The organism is Rhodopseudomonas sp. (assembly GCF_013377015.1).
GTDB lineage: Bacteria > Pseudomonadota > Alphaproteobacteria > Rhizobiales > Xanthobacteraceae > JARJEH01.
Genome location: NZ_JACABA010000001.1, coordinates 229,042 through 246,703 on the forward strand (window position 1 = coordinate 229,042; position 17,662 = coordinate 246,703).

At 66.1% G+C, this 17,662-nt stretch carries 23 protein-coding genes; 7 read left to right on the top strand and 16 right to left on the bottom strand.

Features of this window, described 5'->3' with window-relative positions; genetic code table 11:
* Window positions 1-120: 120 nt before the first annotated feature.
* A complete protein-coding gene (locus HXX15_RS01105) occupies window positions 121-1,599 on the bottom strand; it encodes a caspase family protein (RefSeq protein WP_296511758.1) in 1,479 nt (492 codons plus the stop codon).
* Between the two features lie 85 nt (window positions 1,600-1,684).
* Complete coding sequence (locus HXX15_RS01110; RefSeq protein ID WP_296511760.1) at window positions 1,685-1,909, bottom strand: hypothetical protein; 225 nt, start codon at window positions 1,907-1,909, stop codon at window positions 1,685-1,687.
* Between the two features lie 280 nt (window positions 1,910-2,189).
* On the opposite strand from HXX15_RS01110, the gene HXX15_RS01115 reads away from it, so the two are divergent.
* Window positions 2,190-3,299, top strand: coding sequence for a GNAT family N-acetyltransferase (locus HXX15_RS01115; protein ID WP_296514747.1), 1,110 nt, complete (start codon window positions 2,190-2,192; stop codon window positions 3,297-3,299).
* Window positions 3,300-3,459: 160 nt separating this feature from the next.
* On the opposite strand, the gene HXX15_RS01120 is transcribed toward HXX15_RS01115, so the two are convergent.
* From HXX15_RS01120 to HXX15_RS01135, 4 genes are all read right to left on the bottom strand, one after another.
* Entirely contained in the window at window positions 3,460-4,125 is a 666-nt protein-coding gene (locus HXX15_RS01120; protein ID WP_296511762.1) for a DsbA family oxidoreductase, read from the bottom strand.
* A gap of 174 nt (window positions 4,126-4,299) precedes the next feature.
* Complete coding sequence (locus tag HXX15_RS01125; protein WP_296511764.1) at window positions 4,300-5,655, bottom strand: methyl-accepting chemotaxis protein; 1,356 nt, start codon at window positions 5,653-5,655, stop codon at window positions 4,300-4,302.
* Between the two features lie 481 nt (window positions 5,656-6,136).
* Window positions 6,137-6,856, bottom strand: coding sequence for an SET domain-containing protein (locus HXX15_RS01130; protein WP_296511766.1), 720 nt, complete (start codon window positions 6,854-6,856; stop codon window positions 6,137-6,139).
* 134 nt (window positions 6,857-6,990) lie between these two features.
* A complete protein-coding gene (locus HXX15_RS01135; RefSeq protein WP_296511769.1) occupies window positions 6,991-7,707 on the bottom strand; it encodes a WHG domain-containing protein in 717 nt (238 codons plus the stop codon).
* 117 nt (window positions 7,708-7,824) lie between these two features.
* On the opposite strand from HXX15_RS01135, the gene HXX15_RS01140 reads away from it, so the two are divergent.
* A complete protein-coding gene (locus HXX15_RS01140) occupies window positions 7,825-8,397 on the top strand; it encodes a hypothetical protein (RefSeq protein ID WP_296511771.1) in 573 nt (190 codons plus the stop codon).
* Window positions 8,398-8,431: 34 nt separating this feature from the next.
* On the opposite strand, the gene HXX15_RS01145 is transcribed toward HXX15_RS01140, so the two are convergent.
* Complete coding sequence (locus HXX15_RS01145) at window positions 8,432-9,148, bottom strand: Ig-like domain-containing protein (protein ID WP_296511772.1); 717 nt, start codon at window positions 9,146-9,148, stop codon at window positions 8,432-8,434.
* Between the two features lie 276 nt (window positions 9,149-9,424).
* Between HXX15_RS01145 and HXX15_RS01150 the strand changes: the two genes are divergently transcribed.
* On the top strand, window positions 9,425-9,721 hold the full coding sequence (locus tag HXX15_RS01150) for a hypothetical protein (RefSeq protein ID WP_296511773.1): 297 nt from the start codon (window positions 9,425-9,427) through the stop codon (window positions 9,719-9,721).
* Between the two features lie 164 nt (window positions 9,722-9,885).
* Here HXX15_RS01150 and HXX15_RS01155 read toward each other — a convergent pair whose 3' ends face one another.
* The 6 genes from HXX15_RS01155 to HXX15_RS01180 all read right to left on the bottom strand — a co-directional run bounded on the left by HXX15_RS01155 (window position 9,886) and on the right by HXX15_RS01180 (window position 12,928).
* Entirely contained in the window at window positions 9,886-11,538 is a 1,653-nt protein-coding gene (locus tag HXX15_RS01155; protein ID WP_296511776.1) for a fumarate hydratase, read from the bottom strand.
* 84 nt (window positions 11,539-11,622) lie between these two features.
* Complete coding sequence (locus HXX15_RS01160) at window positions 11,623-11,913, bottom strand: type II toxin-antitoxin system RelE/ParE family toxin (RefSeq protein WP_296511778.1); 291 nt, start codon at window positions 11,911-11,913, stop codon at window positions 11,623-11,625.
* Window positions 11,914-11,921: 8 nt separating this feature from the next.
* The gene (locus HXX15_RS01165; RefSeq protein WP_296511780.1) at window positions 11,922-12,143 is read right to left on the bottom strand and encodes a hypothetical protein; all 222 of its coding nucleotides are present in this window, start codon (window positions 12,141-12,143) and stop codon (window positions 11,922-11,924) included.
* A 31-nt stretch (window positions 12,144-12,174) separates the two neighbouring features.
* The gene (locus HXX15_RS01170; RefSeq protein ID WP_296511782.1) at window positions 12,175-12,417 is read right to left on the bottom strand and encodes a hypothetical protein; all 243 of its coding nucleotides are present in this window, start codon (window positions 12,415-12,417) and stop codon (window positions 12,175-12,177) included.
* Entirely contained in the window at window positions 12,414-12,701 is a 288-nt protein-coding gene (locus HXX15_RS01175) for a type II toxin-antitoxin system RelE/ParE family toxin (protein ID WP_296511784.1), read from the bottom strand. Before HXX15_RS01175 ends, HXX15_RS01170 begins: the two co-directional genes overlap by 4 nt.
* Window positions 12,698-12,928, bottom strand: coding sequence for a hypothetical protein (locus HXX15_RS01180; RefSeq protein WP_296511786.1), 231 nt, complete (start codon window positions 12,926-12,928; stop codon window positions 12,698-12,700). Before HXX15_RS01180 ends, HXX15_RS01175 begins: the two co-directional genes overlap by 4 nt.
* A gap of 174 nt (window positions 12,929-13,102) precedes the next feature.
* Between HXX15_RS01180 and HXX15_RS01185 the strand changes: the two genes are divergently transcribed.
* From HXX15_RS01185 to HXX15_RS01200, 4 genes are all read left to right on the top strand, one after another.
* Window positions 13,103-13,429, top strand: coding sequence for a hypothetical protein (locus tag HXX15_RS01185; protein WP_296511787.1), 327 nt, complete (start codon window positions 13,103-13,105; stop codon window positions 13,427-13,429).
* Between the two features lie 123 nt (window positions 13,430-13,552).
* Window positions 13,553-14,047: a hypothetical protein gene (locus HXX15_RS01190; RefSeq protein ID WP_296511789.1), complete on the top strand. Its 495-nt coding sequence runs from the start codon at window positions 13,553-13,555 to the stop codon at window positions 14,045-14,047.
* Window positions 14,048-14,227: 180 nt separating this feature from the next.
* Window positions 14,228-14,401 carry a hypothetical protein gene (locus tag HXX15_RS01195; protein ID WP_296511791.1) on the top strand — a complete coding sequence of 58 codons (174 nt, stop codon included), beginning with the start codon at window positions 14,228-14,230 and terminating at the stop codon, window positions 14,399-14,401.
* Between the two features lie 135 nt (window positions 14,402-14,536).
* Window positions 14,537-14,896: a GFA family protein gene (locus tag HXX15_RS01200; RefSeq protein WP_296511793.1), complete on the top strand. Its 360-nt coding sequence runs from the start codon at window positions 14,537-14,539 to the stop codon at window positions 14,894-14,896.
* A 79-nt stretch (window positions 14,897-14,975) separates the two neighbouring features.
* Here the strand turns inward: HXX15_RS01200 and HXX15_RS01205 are convergent, their stop codons facing one another.
* The 3 genes from HXX15_RS01205 to HXX15_RS01215 all read right to left on the bottom strand — a co-directional run bounded on the left by HXX15_RS01205 (window position 14,976) and on the right by HXX15_RS01215 (window position 17,609).
* Entirely contained in the window at window positions 14,976-15,686 is a 711-nt protein-coding gene (locus tag HXX15_RS01205; protein ID WP_296511795.1) for a glutathione S-transferase, read from the bottom strand.
* Between the two features lie 60 nt (window positions 15,687-15,746).
* Window positions 15,747-16,415, bottom strand: coding sequence for a lectin (locus HXX15_RS01210; RefSeq protein ID WP_296514750.1), 669 nt, complete (start codon window positions 16,413-16,415; stop codon window positions 15,747-15,749).
* Window positions 16,416-16,616: 201 nt separating this feature from the next.
* The gene (locus HXX15_RS01215) at window positions 16,617-17,609 is read right to left on the bottom strand and encodes a TIM44-like domain-containing protein (RefSeq protein ID WP_296511797.1); all 993 of its coding nucleotides are present in this window, start codon (window positions 17,607-17,609) and stop codon (window positions 16,617-16,619) included.
* Window positions 17,610-17,662: the final 53 nt, after the last annotated feature.

Sequence of the window (17,662 nt, forward strand, 5' to 3'; positions counted from 1 at the left end):
TAATCAACCCGCCGATTGTAGCCAGTGTGCCACGCCGGGGCCAGTCACCGATAGGCCTACCCCACGTCGAAATCGTGACGTGGGGTCGCACGCGGTCCGGCGACTCGCGAAACGGCTGCGTCAATAACGGCCCCGTCCCTGCATCGGCATTCCGCCGCGCCCACCGTCGTAACCGCCGCCGCCCGGAAAGCGCACGATCGGACCGCCGCGCACGATCGGATCGGCATAGATCGGCGGCCGCCGCACCACCACGTCGTCATCGTCGACATAATCGATCACCGGCGCCCTGTTGCCGCGCTTCGGCTTGCTGCCGCGGCCGGGCGGCGGATCGTCACGTTCGACACGCTGCTTGGCTTTCGGCAGATCGACCTTCTTTTGCAATAACGGCGCCGTCGGCGGCGTGCCGCACGGGCAGGTCAGCGCCGCCGTGCTGGCCGCGATCGGCGTCGCCACCGGCGTCGCGACCGCCACGACGTTGTCGGGCCGGTTGCGGGTCCGCTCCTCGAGCTTGCGCGCGGTCGCGGTCAGATCGCTGTCGGGAAACTTCTCCAGAAACGCCCGATACGCCGCGCCGGTGTTGGCAATCACCGCGTTGTTCCAGGCGATCATGCGGCGGTGGCGGTCGAGCCATTCCTTCGCCTCCGGCGCGAACGGCTTCTCGGTGTAGAGTTCGACGAACGCCTCATAGGCCGGGCCGGAGCCGTCATACACGATCAGCGCATTGGCCTGCTCGGCCGACTTGCCCTTCAGCGCGGCGCGCCATTCCTCAACGGTCCGCTTCACGCCGGGCTTGCTGTCGGCGACCTGCTTCTCGGCCGCCGGCTTGGCTTCGGCTACGCCGAAGAAACTGAAATCGCTGACCAGCGACGAGCTCTCCCACGGCGTCTGCCGGCCGCTGGTTTCCTGGTTGACCGCGAGCCGGACCCGCTTGAACGCATCCTCGATTGGAATCCCGGGCTCGCGCCCGGCCTTCAGCAGCGCCGTGGTGTAGGGGCTGTTGGCGCCGCTGCCGTCCTCGGCCTCGGCGCCCGGCGCGGTCGAGAACGCCAGCAGCGTGCCGGCGGCGCCGAGTTTCACGTCGACATGCGCCAGGCCGCGGCCGGCGGTCTTGTTGATCTCGGGAAACGGATTGTTGCGGCAGGCGTCGAGCAAAATGATCCTGGTCTTGCTCGGCACCGAGGTCAGCGTGTTCAGGATGTCGTTGAGGCGGACCGCCTGCAGCGGAATATCGGCTTCGCGCTTCGGGTCGACGTCGATCGGCACCAGATAGTTCTCGCCGTCGATCTGCAAACCGTGGCCGGCATAGAACATCAGCGCCACGGTGTCCGGGCCCTTCGCCGCCACCTTGGCGGCGAAGTCGCTGACCCGTTCGCGCAATTCGTTCTGCGACAGGTCCGACGCCGAGGTCACCTCGAAGCCGGCGTCGCCCAGCATCTGCCCGATCGCCTTGGCGTCGTTGGCGGGATTCGGCAGCGTCGTCACCGCCCGATAGGCCGACTGACCGATCACCAGCGCGACGCGGTTTTCGGCGAGCGCGGCATGGCCGCCGCACAGCATCGTCGCGGCAAGCGTTGCGCCGCACAGCATCGAACGAAACATGCGTATCCCTCCTGCTTGCCCTTGGTCGAGCGCCGCCGGCTTCAGGTTCATGCCCGCCCCGCCATCGCGCTGCGATCAACCGGCGCTACTTGCTGCGCGGTTCGGAGGGCCGCATTTGCCCCCACGGATCGACCTTCACCTTGGAATCCGGAATCCTTTCGAGCGCGGCCTTGTAAGCCTTCTCGTCGATCGCAGCTCCCTTCTTCACCGCCCCCTTGGCTTCGCCGCGATGGCGACCGCCGCCCATCTGCGCCTGAGCCGGCAGCATCAAGAGCGCCAGCGCGATCATCGCAATCGTCAGGTGCCTCACCGGCTTCCTCCCCCAAGCTTCGCATCGCCGCGACCGCGATGCGGCGATGCGTATGATCAATGCACAGTTAACATTACCACTCAATTTGGTTGGCCAAACACACTCTATTTTGCCGGCTCTGCGTTAAGGTCGCAACTCGGCGCGGTGCAAAGCGAAGCGGCTTGACTGCTCGCGGCTACCGTTGCGCAGGGAATTTCGGGACGTGGTCGAACTCGCAAATTCAACATCGGTTGCGCGTGCGTCCGGCCATCCGGCAATCGGGCAACCGCGGCTGCTGGCAATGCGCGACGCCGGCGCGTTGCTGCCGCTTGCCGCGCTCGACGCCGGTGCCTGGCAAAGCCTCGCCGACCGCGCGATCGAGCCGAACGGCTACTATTTGCCGCATTGGGCGCTGGCGGCCAATGGTTCGGCGGGCGCACGCGCAGCCACCATGGCGCTCGCCGCGCACGACGGGTCCGGCGCGACGATCGGCCTCGTACCGGTGATCTCGGCGTGGCGCGCGTTCCGGCTGCCGCTGCCGGCGCTGGTCTCCGCCGATCCTTTTCATTCGCTCGATACCCCGCTGCTCGACGCCAATGCCGCCGACGCCGCCGCCGCTGGCCTGATCGAACGCGCGCGCAACGCCGGCGCCCGCGCGCTGCTGCTGCGCAGCGTCGCGCTCGAAGGTGCCGCAGTGGACGCCTTCACTCGCGCGCTCGGCGCCGACGGCTTGCGGCCGCGGCTGGTGAAATCCTGGAAGCGCGCCTGTCTCGACGCCAGGCGCAATCCGAACACCGTGCTGCGCGACGCGCTCGGCCGCAAGAAGCTGAAGGAGCTGCGGCGGCTGCGCCGGCGGCTCGGCGACCGCGGCGAGGTCAGCTTCACGGTGGTGCGCGACGCCGATGCGGTCGCGCACGGCTTCGACACCTTCCTGGCGCTGGAGATGACCGGCTGGAAATTCGCCCGCGGCACCGCTCTGGCGCAACATACCGACGACGCCGCCCGGTTGCGGCGCGCCGCGATCGAACTCGCCGGACGCGGCCAATGCGAGGTAGTGACCCTGCACGCCGGCACCGCGCCGGTCGCCGCCGGAATCGTGCTGCGACATCAGGACCGCGCGTTCTTCTTCAAGCTCGGGATCGACCAGCGCTTCGCGCGGTTCTCCCCCGGCGTGCAGCTGACGCTGGAGCTGACCCGGCATCTCTGCGCCGATCCGGAGATCACGATGGCCGATTCCACCGCCGCCCCGGATCATCCGATGATCGATCCAATCTGGCGCGGCCGGCTGCCGATCGGCGACCTGCTGATCCCGCTGCGACGCAACGATCCGCTGCTGCCGGTGATCCACCTGGCGCTGCGCGCGTACAATGTGGCGCGAACCACGGCGCTGCGACTGCTGCGGCGGCGGTAGGTTCGGAACCGCGCTGGTTCGCCACCCAACAACGAAGCTGTCATTCCGGGGCGCGAACAGCTTCAGCTGTGAGCGAACCCGGAATCTTGCGACCCGATGCCGAGATTCCGGGTTCGCTCGCCAATTGGCTCGCGCCCCGGAATGACGATGGCCTGGATAGCTACTCCGCCGCCTCGGCATTGATCTCCGCCGAGATCTGCCGGATCGCGCGGGCCAGTTTGTCGGGGTCCTGCGCGCCCGACACCGCGTATTTCTGCGCGAACACGAAGGTCGGCACCCCAGAAATGCCCTTGTCGGAAGCGTCCTTGGCCTGCGCCGAGATCAGCGCGACATCCTCGTCGGTGGCGAGCCGCCGCCGGATGTCGTCGGCGTCGAGGCCGCAATCGGCTGCCGCCTGCACCAGCACCTCGGTATCGGTGAGATCGCCGCCGTCGCGGAAATACAATTCCATCAGTCGCTGCTTGACCGCGCCGGATTTGCCGGCCGGATCGGCCCAGTGGATCAGCCGATGGCAATCGATGGTGTTGGGCTGACGCCGGACCAGTTCCGGGTGATACGACAGCCCCTCCTGCTCGGCGGCGTCGACGACGCGGCCGGCGATGTTCTTGTAGGCATCCACCGAACCGAATTTCGCGGTGAGATATTCATCGCGCCCAATGCCCTCGCGCGGCACCCATGGATTGAGAAAGAACGGCCGCCAATTGATCTCGACCGGCACGTCCGGCACCAGCGCCAGCGCGTTTTCGATCCGGCGCTTGCCGATATAGCACCACGGGCACACGACGTCGGAGACGATGTCGATCTGCAGCGGTCGCGTCGCGCCCATGGTCCGTCTCCTCTTGTTCGCCAAAAAGATAGGCGGCGCACGGCGCCGCGGCAAGGCCGCAACGCAGTTCAGCCTGCATCGCTCGCAGCCGTTTTGCGGTGACTGTCCGGGTGTTCGCCGGGTTGCAATATCTCGGGCTGCGCAGCAGTGACTCGAGGCTTGCAGCCTAGGCGTTCAGCTATCGGATCGGCTCTTGGCGTCGCGACTGGCCAGCAGCGCCGCCATCTCGTCGAGCGCGGAGAAGACCTCTTCGGACGCCTTCTCCATCTGCCCGGCGGCGGCGACCGCCGCCTCGAAATCGCCGGCCTGGAACTTCGCCAGCGCCTCCTTGCCATGGGCATGAACGCGCAGGTGCGGGTTCTCGATCCGGCGATATGCCGCGCTGCTCTTGATCGCGGTGTCCTGCAGGCCGTCGTACCATTTGCCGAAGCGGCAGTTGTGATGGTCCGGCAGGTCGTTGTCCTTGGTGTTGCCGCGTCCAACCAGGGTGTCGATCACCCGCTTCTTGAAGCTGGCATGGTCGGAGCGCGCGAGTTGCACCAGCGTTCTGTCGTTGAGGTGCTTGCCGAGTTCCTGCAGGCGCGGCTGCACCACTTCGCCGACGCGATCGAACGCGCCGGCCAGCCGCTCGATCGTCGCCAGCGCGCTCGCCGACATCGACGCCGTGGCGGTCACGCTCTGGTCGACTTCCGTGGTCGCGGTCATCTGCTCCTGCACCACCCCGGCGATCGTCGTCATGTTGCGGGTCACTTCATCGACCGACGCGTTGATCGTCTTGATGGCCTGGCCGGCCTGCTGCACGGCGGAAGTCCCCGCCTCCACGGTCGCGCCGCTGGCCTTCATCGCCGCGACGATATCCTGCATGCTGCCCTGCAGGCCGCCGATGCGTTGCCGAATATCCTCGGTGGCCTTGGCGGTCTGGTTCGACAGGATCTTGACCTCGCTGGCGACCACCGCGAAGCCCTTGCCGGCCTCACCCGCGCGCGCCGCCTCGATGGTGGCGTTGAGCGCCAGCAGATTGGTCTGGCTGGCGATGGCTTCGATCGCCTTGACGATGTCGGCGATCTGTTCGATCGCCACGCTCAGCGTATCGACCTTGTGCTCGAGTTGGCCGACGGCGGAGGCGGATTTGCTGATGCAATCGACCGCCTGTTCGGCGGCGTTGCCGCTATCGCTCACCTTGGTCTGGACCTGGACCGCTTCGCGCGCCACCTCGTCGGTGGCACGGCCGATCTCGCCGGTGGAGGCCAGCAATTCGCTGACGGCGCTGGCGATCGCCTGGGTGCGTCCGCCAAGGTCGGTCATGTCGGCCTTCATCCGCGCGACCGCCAGCAGTGGCACGGTCTGCGCCACCCAGATGTCGGCGATGGTGGACAGCGCTCGGAAGTTCTTCTCGCGCAGATGCCCGACCAGGGGAGCCAGGCAGCGCGCGGCTTCGTCGTCGCCGACGATGTCGGTGTAATCCTCCCTGACGATAGCGGAAACCAGATGCCGGACTCGTTCAAGCACCGCCGCGGCCGAGTCTTCCACCGTCTCCGGCTGCTTGTCCGACCTCGATCTCCAACCGAATTGAAACATGCTCCCCCCTCTCAATACGTTCGTCCCAGCATTCCCGCATCGGGAGCCGATTGCTCGACCGCCGCCGGCCGAATCGCCGCCACCGCGACCGCTTGGCCAACCCGTCGCGCACAAATCACGTTGGCTCGCGCAGTTGTGCTGCTAACAACTCGACATATTGTTATCCGACAATTTGAGTTGGAAAGATTAACCGCCGAATTTTTTCGTGGCACGCGCCCACTGCCGTTCGCTACATGAGCGCCCCGGGGCACACCTTGAGTTTCAGGCCGAGTTTTCAGCGACGGCGGCGCGCCGACTGATGACCTGTCACTACTTGCATAGTGATCACCGTCTGCAATTGATGCGCAAAAGCGCTCTCTGGCGATGTCGATCGCGAATCAGCTGAGGTCGTCGCTGCGTCGGGCGCGCGGAAGATCAATCCGACGGCCGCGGGTCAGACTCGCGCGGAGGCCGGTCGCTTCCGCGAAGCCGACGGAGTCTTGGCGATTACGGCCGCTGGAATGGCCGCGGCCTTGTTCGGCGCCGCCCTCGCCGCCTTACCGTGCCCGTTCATCGACACGGGACTCGCCGCCTTGCCGTTGTCGGCTTTGGCCAACTTGCCGCCAGCCTTCGCCGCCGGTTTCTTGGCGCTACGCGAACGCGCATTCTTCTCGGCTTCACGCGCCGCCTGCTTCGCCGCCTTCTTTTCTTCCTTGGCCTTCAGCCGCGCTTTCTCGGCGCGGGCTTCGGCGCGCTTCTTCTTGCGCTTCTTTTCGCAGGCGTCGCATTTGCAGCCGATCGGCTTCAGATATTCCTTGAAGTAATCGGTGCCGTAATCGTAGTTGATCTCTTCGCCCGGCTCGATGTTCTTGATGGCTCGGATGATGATCTTGCGCTTGCGCACATTGACATCCGACTCCGCGTTCGGCTTGCAGGCGTGGTTGATGTAGCGCGCGATGTTCTTGCGCACCGAGCCGTCGACGGTCCAGCGCTTGCTGATCTGGAACAGATACTTGTTCTCGACCGCGTCGTCCTTCTTCTTGTTGCAGTCGAGCATCGGCCCGAAATAGCGGACGATCTTGGCGCCCTTCTTGATCGGCGCGGTGGCGAACAGGCCCAATCCGGTTTTGGAGCGGCCAACGCGGTACGGCTTCTTCGGCGACGAGACGGGCATGATCTAGGGGGCTGACACATTGCTGGTGACGGGGATCGCGAGCCGCAGTTCTAGAGCGATTCCGTGGCCGATGTCAGTCCTTTCGAGCGGAAGTCGTGAACCTTCCCCAGCTTGCATGCCGCGCTGACCGGCGCTCACGCCCCGCGCATCGCCGATTTCAGCATCGCGCCCAGCAGCGTCTCGGCGTCGACGCCCGGCAGCCGGTGCAGGATGTCGGTGAGCCGACCGTCGAGCAGCAGCGTGGTGAAGCCGTGGATCATCGACCACGCCCGCGCGATCTCCGCAGCCTGCTCCAGCGTCAGGGTTTCCCGGGCGATCGGGGTCTGCAGCCGGGCGGCGACCGCGCCGGCCAGTCCGGCGAACGCGGCTTCGGAGGCCTCGTGCAGCGCCGGCCGGGTCATGTCGAGTCGCTCGCCGCGGAACATCAATTGATACATGCCGGGATGCGCCCGGGCGCAGGCGACGTAGCGCGCGGCGCGCGCCATCGCCTTTTCGCTCGCGGTGCCGTCGATGCTGCCCGCTGCCGCCAGTTCGGCGTTGAAGCGGCGAAAACCGATCGCGGCGAGTTCGCTGACCAGCCCGGTGAGATCGCCAAAATGATGCGTCGGAGCGGCGTGCGAGACGCCGGCCTCGCGTGCCACTGCGCGCAACGTCAGGCCCTCGAGGCCGTCGCGCTCCAGCACCCGCTCGGCCGCCGCCAGCAGCGCGTCGCGCAACGCGCCGTGATGATACGGCGCGTCCTCGGCCGGCTTGCCGGCAGGCTGTTTGCCGGCTCGTTTAGGCGCCGGCTTGATTGTGGATTTCGACGCGGCTTTGGCCGCTGTCGGCGTGGCGCGGGGTCGGGTGCTCATCAAAGTTTCATAAACCGTGATGTTGACACTGTAAAGATTTTGCTTGACGGCGCCGAACCCGACCGCTAGACGATCTTGACGATGTAAAGATGTCCCGCAGGACTATTGAGACCCGCCATGACGCTGTTCCTGATCCTCGCGCCGTTCGGCGCTTTCGCCACGCTGATGCTGGTAGCGTCGCCGTCGCTGAGCCTGTTCGTCGCAGCCTTCGTGGCGCTGGCGGTGATCGCCTATGACGTGTTCCGCGGCAAATCGGTCAAGATCCTGATGGCCAGCTCGATGGTGCTGTTCGGCGCGCTCGGCTGCTACGATCTGTTCAGCCACGGCAACTGGAGCACGGTCGCGGTGCGGCTCGCGGTCGATGGCGGCGTGCTCGCGATCGCATTGGCGTCGATCGTGATCCGGGTGCCGTTCACGGTGCAGTACGCCCGCGAGCACGTCGCGCCGGACGTGCTGCTGCTGCCCAGTTTCAAGCGGGTAAACTACATCCTGACCTGGGCCTGGACCGCCGCCTTCCTGCTGATGCTGGTCGCCGACATCCTGATGATCTACGCGCCCGGCCTGCCGCTATGGGTGGGCGTCGGCATCGCCTTCGCGGCGCGCAACGCCGCGGTGTATTTCACCAAATGGTATCCGCAATATCGCCGCAGCCGGATCGCCGCGCAGGCCGCCGCGGCTCCGCCGGCCTGAGCTTTCGGCGCCGGCCTCGCGCCGCCACCGCCTGCTACATCCCGCGCGACGGCGCCGCGTCGGGCAGCAGCGCCAGGCCGACGTCCTGTTCGAGCCGCATCGAGACCGCCGGCGCATGATCGCCGTCGCCCTCATATTCGGCCGTGATCGCGCGCAGACCGTCGTGCAGCGCCGAGGTGGTGAACGACGCGGTGCCGCAGGAATCCAGCGCCACATGGGCGGCCAGCACGGCGCTGCCGTCGCGGAACGTCACCGCGCCAATCGCGGCGCCGGCCTCGCCGCTCACCTTCGCCGTCAGCGTCACCAACTGGCCTGGCGCGCTGGGATTCTGCGACGATGACAGCGTCACCGCAGGCTTGCTCAACACGTTGAGGATCAGCGGCTCGGACTGGCTCGGCTCGACGATCAGCGGCAGGAACGCATCGGTGCCGCGATAGTCGGCGCGGATCACGTGCGGCCCGGCAGGCAGGCTGGCGACGGTGATCGACGGCGAGGCCGCCTCGGCCCAGCCGAGCACGTTCAGCGTGGTCTCGTCGATGAACTGGATGCTGCCACCGGGGACGCCGGCGCCCTGCCGCGTGGTCACATGCGCGGTCAGGCTAAAGCCGCCTGCGGCATCCGCGGCGGAGTCCAGCGCCACCACGGTGGGTTCGGTCAGGATCACCGACTGCGCCGGCGCGGCGCCTGCGAACGGCACCAGCAGCACGATGGCGAGAACAGCCTTCGAGGCGGGGATGATCGGGCGACGCATGAGCGGCCTCCTTCAAAAAAAGGGGCGATCCTTGCTGCGCGTCCTCAAGAGCGAACGTTCTGACTGCCAACACAATAGGACGCATTTGTGCATCGCACAATCGCGCCACCCATGCGCGGCAAGCGGGGCAGACCGCCGGCTTCGCCAGACCTGAATACCCGGGCGTCGCCGTGGCCAACCGCCGCGCAACATCGCCCTTGTTCGCGCCGCCCGCGCCATATTAAGACGGGCCGCCCGCGACCGTTCCGGTCCGCGACTGGCACAGGGGAGAGACAGATGGCGGTGGACGGAAACTGGAAGATCACCATGAGCACGCCGATGGGCGAGCGCCAGGCGGACCTGACCTTGAAGGCCGACGGCGGCACGCTGACCGGCACCCAATCCGCCGACGGCGATGCCGGAGAGATCTTCGAAGGCACCGTGAACGGCAACGACGTCGCCTGGAAGCTCTCGATCGTCAATCCGATGCCGCTGACGTTGAGCTACAGCGGCAAGGTCGACGGCGACACCATCTCCGGCGAAATGGGCATCGGCCCGATGGGCAGCTTCCCGTTCACCGGGACAAGGGCGTAGGAGGCAAGCACTGAACCCGCCCATCATGGTGAGGAGCGCGCGGAACTATGCTTGCAGCTTGCACAAGCTTGGCTGCGGCGCGCGTCTCGAACCATGAGGCCACGACGCCTCCTCATCCTTCGAGACGCGCTCCTTCGGAGCGCTCCTCAGGATGAGGAGTTTCGTCACCCCAAATTCAATTCCTTGAAGAAGTCGTTGCCCTTGTCATCGATGATGATGAAGGCCGGGAAGTTCTCCACTTCGATCCGCCAGATCGCTTCCATGCCGAGCTCGGGATATTCCAGCACCTCGACCTTGCGGATGCAGTTCTCGGCGAGGTTGGCGGCGGCGCCGCCGATCGAGCCGAGATAGAAGCCGCCATGCTTCTTGCAGGCCTCGCGCACCGCGGGTGCGCGGTTGCCCTTCGCCACCATCACCATTGAGCCGCCGGCGGCCTGGAACTGCTCGACGAAACTGTCCATCCGCCCCGCGGTGGTCGGGCCGAACGCGCCCGAGGCATAACCCTCCGGGGTCTTGGCCGGGCCGGCGTAGTACACCGGATGGTTCTTGAAGTAGTCCGGCAGCGGTTCGCCCTTCTCCAGCCGCTCGCGCAGCTTGGCATGGGCGGAATCGCGCGCCACGATCATGGTGCCGGTCAGCGACAACCTTGTCTTGATCGGGTGCTTCGCCAGCGTGGCGAGAATGTCTTTCATCGGCTGGTTGAGATCAATCTGCACCACCTCGCCGCCGAGCGCTTCCTCGACCGCCGGCAGATATTGCGCCGGGTTGTGCTCGAGCTCTTCCAGATAGACGCCGTCGCGGGTGATCTTGCCGAGCACCTGGCGGTCCGCCGAGCACGACACGCCAAGGCCAATGGGCAGCGACGCGCCGTGGCGCGGCAGCCGGATCACGCGGACGTCGTGGCAGAAATACTTGCCGCCGAACTGCGCGCCGACGCCGAGCGACTGCGTCATCTTCAGGATTTCCTGCTCCATCTCCAGATCGCGGAACGCATTGCCGTCGGCCGAGCCGTGGGTCGGCAGCGCGTCGAGATAGCGCGCCGAGGCCAGCTTCACCGTCTTCATGCAGAGCTCGGCCGAGGTCCCGCCGATCACGATCGCCAGGTGATAGGGCGGGCACGCCGCGGTGCCTAGCGTCAGCACCTTCTCCTTCAGGAACGCCAGCATCCGGTCATGGGTCAGCACCGAGGGCGTCGCCTGGAACAGGAAGCTCTTGTTGGCGGAACCGCCGCCTTTGGCCATGAACATGAACTTGTAGGCGTCGTCGCCCTCGGCATAGATCTCGCACTGCGCCGGCATGTTGTTGGCGGTGTTTTTCTCCTCGTACATCGACAGCGGCGCCACCTGCGAATAGCGCAGATTGCGGCGCAGATAGGCGTCGCGCGCGCCCTCGGACAGCGCGGCCTCGTCGTCGCCGTCGGTGATGACGTTGCTGCCCTTCTTGCCCATGATGATCGCGGTGCCGGTGTCCTGGCACATCGGCAGCACGCCGCCGGCGGCGATATTGGCGTTCTTCAGAAAATCCAGCGCCACGAACTTGTCGTTCGGGCTGGCCTCGGCATCGTCGAGGATATTGCGCAGCTGCTTCAGATGCCCCGGCCGCAGATAATGATTGATGTCGCCGAACGCCGCCTCCGACAAAGCCCGCAGCGCCTCCCGCTCCACCACCAGCATGTCGCGGCCGAGCACCTTTTCGACCCGGACGCCGGCCGAGCTGATCTTCCGGTAGGGCGTGGTGTCGGCGCCAAGCGGAAACAGCGGTGTGTGCTTGTAGGGCGGAACCGGGGTGGCGGACGGGATGGCGGTGGGGGCGTTCATGGGGGGCCTCGGGGTGGGATTTGAGCTCCTGTCTAGGCCGTTTCGCTGCGGTTTTGAAGGGTTCAAAAGCGCCCGATCATGCGATCATTCCTCTCGGCCGCGGTCCTGCGCGCCGTGAAGCACGGCAGTGACGATGACCAAGTCCAGGGATCGATCGACTTCGTCGACGACGACGTAGGGCAACCTCGGCACCACCCATTCGAGCGTGCCGGGATCTTGACCGGCATGGCCCATCAACGGAAATGAAATCAGCAATTCGGTACTACTGAAAAGCCGATCGACGATGCTTCTTGCCGTGGCGGGGCTGTCCCGCGCAATCCATTCGAAGATGTTGTCGATGTCGTCGAGCGCCTGATCGTCGAAGACCAGCCTCATCTGATTCGTCAGCCACCGAGCCGCGCGATGCGCGCGCGGGCTTCTTCGAGCGACACCAACTTTCGCTCGGGATTGGCCCGGCGGCGGCGCACTTCGGCCACCTGGGCTTCTGTCAAACGCATATCCCGCATGTGCTTGAGATAATCGATCAACGCGCCGGCGGCGGCGTCTTGATCCGCGTCCGGAAGTTGTTCGATCTGGCGCAATGCCTGTTCCAGCAGCTTTGTCATTTCGACAGTCTAGCATAGGCGGGAGTCAAATTCACCCCTTCCCCTCCTGCTTCTCCGCATAGGCATCGACCAGCGCGCGGATCATCCGCTGATACGGCAGCCGGCGCTTCTGCGCGGCGCGCTTGAAATAGGCGACCGAGCGCTGCGACAGGCTCAGCGTCACCTTGACGTTCTCCTCGCGCAGCACGAGCTTGTCCGGCGACGGCAGGAAATCCTCGACGATCCGGGCGCGGCCGATCTCGCCCTTGCTATATTTAACCGTTGGCTTCTTCATTGCTCGTCGCGCTTTCTCCCGCAGTGAACGATGTTGAGTACTGCAATTTCGTCCGCCGCGTCGTTGACGCAATAGACGATGATGTAGGGCGGTTCGAGTAATTCGCGGGTACCCTCGATGAGGCCCGGCCGCCCCATGTTGGCGAGGCCGGGCGTCGCCAACCGGTTGACGCGCAGCAAGATCCTGCGAACCAGCGCATGCGCCGCACGCGGACTATCCTTGGAAATCCAATCGAGAATACCGTCGAGGTCGCGCCTGGCGGCCTTCCGGACGATCACTTTCACGGATCGAGGCGCCGCATGAAGTGCGCGTTGAATTCCTCGAGCGTCATCGTCTCGGCGTCGGTGTCCGCGAGCCGCCGACGCACTTCTTCGGCTTGCTCGGCGGACAGCCGGTATTGGCTCGAATCCGACGCTTCCATGGCCGTCAGGATGGTCGCGGCGTCTTCCTGGCGCTCTGCAGGCCACGTCAGCACGCGTTCCAAAATGGCTTTGACCTGCTCTTTGCTCATGGTTTTAATTTAGCACAATCGAGATCGCGCGAGAAGCGACGCGAACAGCCGCGGCAAGCCCCGGCCACGACGACGCGGCGGCGGAGCCATCCGCACTGAGCCTCGTCCTCCTCGCTCCCCCTTGCCTCCCGCTCCGTCCCGCCCGATGATCGCCGCTCCACGCGAGGCCTCACCATGTCCTATCGCCGCCTGCTCCTGCTCGCCGCGCTGCTGCTCGCCGCTCCGACATCGGCCTTTGCCGACGCCATCGACGGCGACTGGTGTGCGGCCGATGGCCAGCACATGACGATCCAGGGCCCCGCCATCGTCACGCCCGGCGGCGCGCGGATCGAGGGCCGTTACGACCGCCACGGCTTCGACTATGTGGTACCGCCCGGCGAGGCCGGCGCCGGCGACAGCGTCAGCATCCTGCTGCGTGGCGAGTATCTGGCGGTGTCGCGGCAGGGCGGCGCCGACGCGCCGCCGAAGGAATGGCGGCGCTGCGCCAACCGCACTAGTTAAGCGCCGGACGTTCGCCGGCCCGCGATGCGACCGACGCGGTCGGGCGCGGCCCGTCCGGATTTTGAATTCTCCGCGCGCCCCTGTAAGAAGCTCGGCGCAGGCCTGCGTGGCGCGGAGGATTTCATGACCGGGATTGGACTTCGATCGTCGCATTCGATCGCGCGCGCCGTCGCGCTCGGCATCAGCTTCGCCGTCGCGCTGCTGCTCGCCGTCGCCCCGGCGCGGGCCGATCATTGCGACGACCTCGCCAAGCAGCTGGCGGACCAGATCGACGGCGTCAAGATCGGCCGCACCGCGGCCAATGTGATCTACCTGTCGCATCCGGCGGCGAAGCAGTTGCGGCTCGGCTGCGCCAGCCGCAACATCAGCAACGAGATCTACGGCGCCGCCGACAGCCGCAAGCCGTCGCCGGCGTTCCAGCAATTGATCGCCGGCGCCGCCGCGATCGTGTTCACGATCCCGAAGCCGGATACGCTGCGCGGCGTGGCGCGCTGCTTCGGGCGGCTCGGACTGCTACGCGGCAACGACATCACGACCCGCTTCCGCCGGCTCGACATGCACTGCACCCGCTCCAAGACCGCTTCGACCATCGCGATTTCGCGCGGCAAGGACGAGTAGGCGCACGGCCCGCCGCACGATCGATCGCATTTGAGCGATATTTGCACGATCTCGCGCGCGAAAATTTCACCAGCCGGTTCGATATCGTGCCCGCGCAACGTCGCGTCGGCATCTTGTTCATGACTCCTTGCCGCCGCCCCGCCATGATGATCGGGAACTTCGCAAAGCAAGGATAGTGTCATGAGTAGTATCTCCAGCGTCAGCTCGCCGCCCCCGTCGAAACCGATCCAGGCCAGCGAGCCGCCGCGACCGGACGTCAAGGCCGACGCCGACGCCGACGATTCCCGCGTCGCGCCGCCGCCGCCGGCCCCGCTGCCGCCCGGCCAGGGCACCAGGGTCAACATCTTCGCCTGATCCGGCGCTGTCGTCGTTTTGCAGAGCCCCGCCTTGCGCGGGGCTCTGTCGTTTGCGCCGCCGGCAATCTTGTCAGACGCGCGGCTTATGCTAAGCGAAGGGGCGGATATCCTCGCGCCAGCACGGAGCCACGCGATGACGGGAATGAAAGTCTGCACCGGCGGCTGCCATTGCGGCTTGGTGCGGTTCGAATGCACCACGGACCTCGCGATGGTCACCGCGTGCAATTGCTCGATCTGCACCAAGAAGGGCCTGCACTTCACATTTCTTTCGCCGAAGAGTTTCCAGCTCCGCGCCGGCGAGGACAATCTGAAGGAGTACCTGTTCAACAAGCACGCGATCCGGCATCAATTCTGTGTCGATTGCGGAGTCGAGGTGTTCGCCCGCGGCAAGAAAACCGACGGCACCGACGTGATCGCGCTCAACGTCAGCTGCATCGACGGCATCGAGCTGGCGACGCTGACGATGACGCCGATCGACGGGCGCAACAGGTAGTCCGGCTCGACCGATCACATGCGCCTGCCACAATCGCGGCGCGCTCCCTCTCCCCGCTCGCGGGGAGAAGTGATCGCCCTCACCTGTCCAGCGCCTTGTAGTGCCGGAAGATGCCGTCCTCGTTGAAGGCGATGCGGCGGTCGCTTTCCAGATACGCCGCGATGTTCGGCCGCGCCGCGACGCGGTCGTGCAACGCGACCAGGCCGGGGATGTTGCGCTCGAACTTGGTCATGTGGTCGGGGAACGCGTAGCGCAGCCCGGCCACGATCTGGAACAGCGACAGGTCGACGTAAGTCAGCCTTCGTCCGGTCAGATAGGCGCCGCCGCTGCCCGATTGCAGCTGTTCGAAATAGCCGAGATATTTCGGCACCCGTTCTTTCCAGAATTCCTCGCTGCGCCGCCTCGCCGCCGGCCGCTGCTCCTCGTAATACAGCGTCGGCCCGAGCGGATGATGGGTGTCGTGAATCTCCAGCACCAGGTCGGTGATCGTCAGTTGCAATTGGTGCACCCAGATCCGACCGGCTTCCGCCTTTGGCGCCAAGCCGTGACGCGATCCGAGATAGAGCAAGATGTTGGCGGTCTGGCCGATCACCAGCTTGCCGGCCTTGAGGAACGGCGGCGCGAACGGCGGCGTGCCGCCCCCCTTCGCCTCCATTATCCGCGTCATCGCGGCGACACCGCCGCTGCGCCGCGCCACGTCGTCATAGCCGGCGCCGGCCTCCTCCAGCGCAAGGCGAACATATTCGCCCCGCCCCTGAATGCCCGGCCAGTAATACAGCTCATAGCGCATCGGCGATCCCTTCATTCCGGACGGCGGAGATTCAGAATAGCTCAATGCGCCGGCGAAAACTCAGTTCACCGCGAAACAATACAGCAGCGCGTCACCGCCGGTGCTCTTGAGATCGTTCTGCGAACAGCCGCCGTCCGGGCCGCGCGTGGTATGGGCGCCGATCCACGAGCCTCTGGTCGGGACGCTCTCCGGACCGCTGAGATCGGAATGCCCGAGCATCGCCGCGCCCTGGGTGCTGCTCGTCCAGTTCTTGCAAGTGCGATCCGGCTCGGGCGGAAAAGCGGTGCCGTCGTTCTGCGAGCCGGTGAGAATGTCGTGGCGGTTCGGCTTGTCGCCGTAGCCGTTGATCATCTCGCCCTTCTCGTCCAGCGCGGTCTGCTTGTTGATGTTGTTGGCGGCGTGCAGGTCGGCGACGTCCTTGGCGATCGTCACGCCCTTGACGTTCTGCCACGGTCCCTTGCCGATGCGGTCGCGGGCGTTGATCGCCGGCTTGCCGTCGGCGGCCTGGGTCGAGAGGTAGGCGTGCCAGGTCTTCGATCCCGCGCCCGCGGCCTGCGCTAGTTCCTGGCAATGATTGTCGGCGCCGGCCAGGCCGCCGAGATTACCGCCATTGCCGATGCTGGTGCTGGTGACGAAGAAACTCATATTGGCGGCCTGCGCCTGCGCAGCCGGCGCGGCGAACGCCGCGATTGCCGAGACGGCGAGTGCGCCGGCAACCCGCGACAGCATGTTGGAACCGTAGAGCATCACAACCTCCGAAAAGAATTTCTTGAACATCCGGCCCGCCGCAGCGCGCCAGCATAAGGATCAACCCGATTTCGTCGCCGTTATTCCACCGCGACGCGCCGCGATCGAACCGCATCGCCGCGACAAAACAAAGGCGCCGCAGCTTTCACCGCGACGCCTGTTTCCGACCCGGTCCGTCAGACCTTAGCTGGCCTGGGTCTGCTGGATCGCCGACAGCTCCCAATCCGAGCCGCGGCGGCGCGCGAAGGTCCAGACTTCGGTGGCCTCGATCGGCGTCTCGCTGCCATTAACCAGCCGGTTGGTGCCGCGCTCAAGGGTCTTGTCGACCAGCGAGAACCGCATCGCCACGCTGGCGTAGTCGGTGTCGCCCTCGCGCCAGGCTTCCGCGAGGTCGCCCTGCAGCAGCTTGACGTCGGAGACCTTGTTGATGTCGTTGTTGGCCTTGTTCTCCGCCAGATCGGCGGTGAAGTACGACACCATTTCGGGGGTCGCCAGTTCGTGCAGCTTGCCGACATCCTCGTTCGACCAGGCGGCCTGGATCTCGCTGAGCAGCCGTTCGAACGCCTCGTAATCGGCCGGGCCGATTTCCAGCGGCGCGCTGGCTGCGGTGTTGGCACCGAAGCCGAAGCCGGAACCGAAGCTGTTATGCGGGCTCGGCGCGGCACCCGGGCCGGCCGCGGTGCTGGCATAGGCCGGCGACGCGGTCGCGGCGTTGCGGCGCTGCCACCACGACATTGCCAGCCGCACCACGATGATGATCAGGCCGATCTGCAGCACGAGGCCGATGATCGATGACAGCCCACCGAGGCCGCTGAACATCCCGCCGCCGAACAGCATGCCGAGCAGGCCGGCGCCAAGGAAGCCGGCGGCGAGGCCACCGAGCATGCCCATGCCGGGCCGGTTGAAGAAGCCGCCCTTGGCGGCTCCGGCGGCCGGCGCGGCCATACCGGGGCTACCCGGCTGGGTGATGGTGCGATTGAACGGCTGCGCCGCGCTCGGCGCGGTCGAGGTGCTGGGCGGGGCGGAGAAGGTCCGCGTGCCACGCGAGCCCATGCTGCCGCCGCCGCCGATGCGGGCGTCGGCCGACGAAGCAATCGTCAGCATCACTGGAAGCGCGAGTGACAAGGCCACGGCCATTGCGCGAACCATTCCGCGCGTACGCTGTGCAAATTTCATGGAATTCCCTCAATCCCCGGCAGGGGGAAGCGCCGCTAATGTGGGCACTGCTG

Bases quoted from the DNA above. Each gene is read 5' to 3' on its own strand.
- HXX15_RS01105 (WP_296511758.1), bottom strand. From the start codon at position 1,599: ATGTTTCGTTCGATGCTGTGCGGCGCAACGCTTGCCGCGACGATGCTG.
- HXX15_RS01115 (WP_296514747.1), top strand. From the start codon at position 2,190: ATGCGCGACGCCGGCGCGTTGCTGCCGCTTGCCGCGCTCGACGCCGGT.
- HXX15_RS01120 (WP_296511762.1), bottom strand. From the start codon at position 4,125: ATGGGCGCGACGCGACCGCTGCAGATCGACATCGTCTCCGACGTCGTG.
- HXX15_RS01130 (WP_296511766.1), bottom strand. From the start codon at position 6,856: ATGCCCGTCTCGTCGCCGAAGAAGCCGTACCGCGTTGGCCGCTCCAAA.
- HXX15_RS01135 (WP_296511769.1), bottom strand. From the start codon at position 7,707: ATGAGCACCCGACCCCGCGCCACGCCGACAGCGGCCAAAGCCGCGTCG.
- HXX15_RS01140 (WP_296511771.1), top strand. From the start codon at position 7,825: ATGACGCTGTTCCTGATCCTCGCGCCGTTCGGCGCTTTCGCCACGCTG.
- HXX15_RS01145 (WP_296511772.1), bottom strand. From the start codon at position 9,148: ATGCGTCGCCCGATCATCCCCGCCTCGAAGGCTGTTCTCGCCATCGTG.
- HXX15_RS01150 (WP_296511773.1), top strand. From the start codon at position 9,425: ATGGCGGTGGACGGAAACTGGAAGATCACCATGAGCACGCCGATGGGC.
- HXX15_RS01155 (WP_296511776.1), bottom strand. From the start codon at position 11,538: ATGAACGCCCCCACCGCCATCCCGTCCGCCACCCCGGTTCCGCCCTAC.
- HXX15_RS01160 (WP_296511778.1), bottom strand. From the start codon at position 11,913: ATGAGGCTGGTCTTCGACGATCAGGCGCTCGACGACATCGACAACATC.
- HXX15_RS01165 (WP_296511780.1), bottom strand. From the start codon at position 12,143: ATGACAAAGCTGCTGGAACAGGCATTGCGCCAGATCGAACAACTTCCG.
- HXX15_RS01170 (WP_296511782.1), bottom strand. From the start codon at position 12,417: ATGAAGAAGCCAACGGTTAAATATAGCAAGGGCGAGATCGGCCGCGCC.
- HXX15_RS01180 (WP_296511786.1), bottom strand. From the start codon at position 12,928: ATGAGCAAAGAGCAGGTCAAAGCCATTTTGGAACGCGTGCTGACGTGG.
- HXX15_RS01185 (WP_296511787.1), top strand. From the start codon at position 13,103: ATGTCCTATCGCCGCCTGCTCCTGCTCGCCGCGCTGCTGCTCGCCGCT.
- HXX15_RS01190 (WP_296511789.1), top strand. From the start codon at position 13,553: ATGACCGGGATTGGACTTCGATCGTCGCATTCGATCGCGCGCGCCGTC.
- HXX15_RS01195 (WP_296511791.1), top strand. From the start codon at position 14,228: ATGAGTAGTATCTCCAGCGTCAGCTCGCCGCCCCCGTCGAAACCGATC.
- HXX15_RS01200 (WP_296511793.1), top strand. From the start codon at position 14,537: ATGACGGGAATGAAAGTCTGCACCGGCGGCTGCCATTGCGGCTTGGTG.
- HXX15_RS01205 (WP_296511795.1), bottom strand. From the start codon at position 15,686: ATGCGCTATGAGCTGTATTACTGGCCGGGCATTCAGGGGCGGGGCGAA.
- HXX15_RS01210 (WP_296514750.1), bottom strand. From the start codon at position 16,415: ATGCTGTCGCGGGTTGCCGGCGCACTCGCCGTCTCGGCAATCGCGGCG.
- HXX15_RS01215 (WP_296511797.1), bottom strand. From the start codon at position 17,609: ATGAAATTTGCACAGCGTACGCGCGGAATGGTTCGCGCAATGGCCGTG.